The organism is uncultured Methylobacterium sp. (genome assembly GCF_964244095.1).
Classification (GTDB): domain Bacteria; phylum Pseudomonadota; class Alphaproteobacteria; order Rhizobiales; family Beijerinckiaceae; genus Methylobacterium.
This window is the reverse complement of record NZ_CAXTHR010000257.1, coordinates 1-3,013: the sequence shown is the minus strand read 5'-3', so window position 1 is coordinate 3,013 and position 3,013 is coordinate 1. Positions and strand designations below refer to the sequence as shown.

Annotated in this window: 4 protein-coding genes; 2 read left to right on the top strand and 2 right to left on the bottom strand. The window is 72.4% G+C overall.

The genetic code is table 11. The features are described 5' to 3' along the window. Nucleotides 1-67: 67 nt before the first annotated feature. A complete protein-coding gene (locus ACFE86_RS22125) occupies nucleotides 68-550 on the bottom strand; it encodes a peroxiredoxin (RefSeq protein WP_375457462.1) in 483 nt (160 codons plus the stop codon). Nucleotides 551-692: 142 nt separating this feature from the next. Between ACFE86_RS22125 and ACFE86_RS22120 the strand changes: the two genes are divergently transcribed. After that, nucleotides 693-1,307, top strand: coding sequence for a YqgE/AlgH family protein (locus ACFE86_RS22120; RefSeq protein WP_375457461.1), 615 nt, complete (start codon nucleotides 693-695; stop codon nucleotides 1,305-1,307). A gap of 72 nt (nucleotides 1,308-1,379) precedes the next feature. On the opposite strand, the gene ACFE86_RS22115 is transcribed toward ACFE86_RS22120, so the two are convergent. Continuing rightward, nucleotides 1,380-2,363 (bottom strand): hypothetical protein, encoded by a 984-nt coding sequence (locus ACFE86_RS22115; RefSeq protein ID WP_375457460.1) that lies wholly within the window; start codon nucleotides 2,361-2,363, stop codon nucleotides 1,380-1,382. Nucleotides 2,364-2,802: 439 nt separating this feature from the next. On the opposite strand from ACFE86_RS22115, the gene ACFE86_RS22110 reads away from it, so the two are divergent. Further along, the coding region (locus ACFE86_RS22110; protein ID WP_375457459.1) for an Hsp70 family protein at nucleotides 2,803-3,013 on the top strand (211 nt) is incomplete at its 3' end.

Here is a 3,013-nt window from a genome sequence, read left to right as displayed (position 1 = left end):
CCGCGTCGACGCGCTCGCGGTCGCCGCGATGGCGCCGTTCAAGGCGCGGCGCTGAACGGCCGAGACATCAGATCACCTTCAGCAAGGCCTCGGCGCCGGACGCTTCCGCCTTCGTGGGCAGTTCCTCGACGTTGAGCACCCGCACCACGCCGTCCTCGACGAGCATCGAATAACGCTTCGAGCGCGTGCCGAGGCCGAAGCCCGAGCCGTCCATCTCCAGGCCCAGCGCCCGCGCGAAGTCGGCGTTGCCGTCGGCGAGAAATTCCAGGCCCTCCGCACCGCTCGCCTTCGACCACGCGTCGAGGACGAACACGTCGTTGACCGAGGTCACGGCGATGGCGTCGACGCCGCGGGCCAGGATCGCGTCCTTGTGCGTGACGAAGCCCGGCAGGTGGTTGCGGTGGCAACTCGGGGTGAAGGCGCCGGGCACGCCGATCAGCACCATGCGGCGGCCCTTGAACACGTCGTCCGTGGTCTTGGCGATCGGGCCGTCGGGTCCGTTCACACGGAAGGTCGCCTGGGGCAGGTGGTCGCCGACCTGAATCGTCATGGATGAACGCTCCTCGATTCGCGGTGCGCGACCGCGGGATGACAGGTGACCTAGCGTGAGCCGCCGGGGCTGTCGAGCGAGGGGGGACACGAAGGCGTTTTGTCCCGCTGGACAACGGGAGGCCGGGGCGTAGCATGCGCGGATGCCCACGCCACCGCCGAACCCCGTGCCGAGCGGTCCCGCCTATCTCGACGGCCAGTTCCTCGTGGCGATGCCGGGGATGGCCGACGCGCGCTTCGCCCGCTCCGTGATCTACGTCTGCGCGCACTCGGCGGACGGGGCGATGGGCATCATCGTCAACAAGCCGGTCACCGACCTGTCGATGCCCGACCTCCTGGTCCAGCTCGACGTGGCGCCCGAGGCCGACGCGATCCGCCTGCGCGAGCGCGTCGGGCACATGCCGGTGCTGATGGGCGGTCCCGTCGAGGGCAAGCGCGGCTTCGTGCTCCACACCGACGACTTCCACATCGACCAGTCGACGCTCATCATCGACGACGGCATCTGCCTGACCGCCACCGTCGAGATCCTGCGCGCGATCGCGGCCGGCGACGGGCCGGCGAGCGCGGTGCTGGCTTTGGGCTATGCCGGGTGGCAGGCGGGACAGCTCGAGAGCGAGATCATGGCCAACGGCTGGCTCAACTGCCCGGCCGACCCGGCGCTGATCTTCCACGCCGATCTCGCCGGGAAGTACGAGCGGACGCTGCGCGGCAACGGCATCGACCCGGCCATGCTCTCGGTGAGCACGGGTCGGGCGTGAGATCTGCCTCGCCCGCCTGCCGTGAGGTCCGTTCCGCGCGTGGCGCGGACCTGTTTCGCCTGCAGCGAGGATCTATTCAGCCTGCGGCCCGCCCGCGCCCGTCGCCTCCGGGTTCATGCCCTCCACCGCCGGCTTCGGCCGCGCCCGGCGGGGGGCCGAAGCCGCGGTCGGCGCGGCGGTGTTGGCGCCGAGCCGCGTGGCGAGCGACAGCGCGCGGGTCTCGGTGACGCGCAGGTGGCAGAAGCCGTGCGCGCCCTCGCGGGCGTAGGTGCGGCAGAGCTGCTCGCGGTCGGAGGAGAACGCCGCCTGCTCGGTCACGATCGGGCGCACGTCCTCACGCCGCGCCCGCTGGGTCATCACCTTGTAGTTCTCGCGCACCGCCTTGTCGGCGATCCCGCGGGCGGTGTCGAACTCGGAGGCGCGCGGGATCAGGCCGGCGGCGGCCGCGCCCCAGAGGCCGGCCGGCGCGGTCGCGCAATCGGCCGCCGAGAAGGTGCACAACGGCGTCGGGCCGAGGGTGGAGACCAGCACGCCGCCCTCCGTCACGTCGAAGCGCAGGGGGCACTCGGCGGCGGCGGCCTCGTAGCGCGGCACGCCCTCGGGCCTGCCCTCCGTGGTCAGCGCGACCGGGCCGCCGCCGGCGAGCGGCACCGTGCAGGACTCGGCCGGCTGCGAGACCCTGGTGCCGGGCAGCGCGATCCGCGCGGTCATCGCGGTGCCGGCGCGCTCCAGCTTGAGCTTGCCGGTGAGCCCGTTGAGCATCAGGTCCTGGCCGAGGACGCCGTCCTCGGAGGGCGCCTTCAGCACCACCGGCCTCGGGGGGGCGGCCGGCCGCGGCGCCTCGGCCGCCGGCGCCGCCGGATCGCCCGGGAGCGGCGTTCCGGGCAGGGGGGCGCCGGCGGGCGGGGCGCCCGGCACGCCGCGCGGCGGGACCGGAGGCTTGGCCGCCCGGCCGATGCCGAACAGCTCCTCGAAGAAGTTCTGGGCCGAGGCCGCGCCGGGCAGGAAGGCTGCGAGCGCGAGAGCCGGGATCACGAGGCTGCGGGTCGGACGCATCGGGTCTTTCGGGCCGGGAGACGTGGGCCAGGACGGGGTCCGTCGCGGCGGGCGTGCGGCCTCGCCTCCCCGCGCGAGCGCGGGCCTCCGTCGAGGCCCTCCCGAAGCGTTAACACGTCATGGCTGGCGCAGGCGTGGCAGGGATGCAACAAAATGCGGGACCGAAAAACCGGCCGATCGCCGGTCCCCGCGCCGATCGGCATGGCTCGCCAAGGGGTTGCCGGGATCGAACGCCGCGTGCCGTGCTTCGCCTTGCGAGCCCGCATCGACCTTCTTATATCCGGCGGGACGCGGGATTAAGCGCGGGATTCGAGCCGTCCGCGGCCCTTGTCCCGGCCCCGGTTCCGTCTCCACAGCTTCATTCGCCACACCGCCATGGGCCGAGCTGCTTCGGGGCTCGGCGGTCTGCTTGATCGCAACCAACATAAGGGATCCCACCATGGGTAAAGTTATCGGCATCGACCTCGGCACCACCAATTCCTGCGTCGCCGTGATGGAGGGCGCCCAGCCCAAGGTCATCGAGAACGCGGAAGGCGCGCGCACCACGCCGTCCATCGTCGCCTTCACCGACGACGGCGAGCGCCTCGTCGGCCAACCGGCCAAGCGCCAGGCGGTCACCAACCCCGACCGCACCTTCTTCGCGATCAAGC

Excerpts from the sequence above, each read along its gene's own strand:
- ACFE86_RS22125 (WP_375457462.1), bottom strand. The coding sequence starts at position 550 with ATGACGATTCAGGTCGGCGACCACCTGCCCCAGGCGACCTTCCGTGTG.
- ACFE86_RS22115 (WP_375457460.1), bottom strand. The coding sequence starts at position 2,363 with ATGCGTCCGACCCGCAGCCTCGTGATCCCGGCTCTCGCGCTCGCAGCC.
- ACFE86_RS22120 (WP_375457461.1), top strand. The coding sequence starts at position 693 with ATGCCCACGCCACCGCCGAACCCCGTGCCGAGCGGTCCCGCCTATCTC.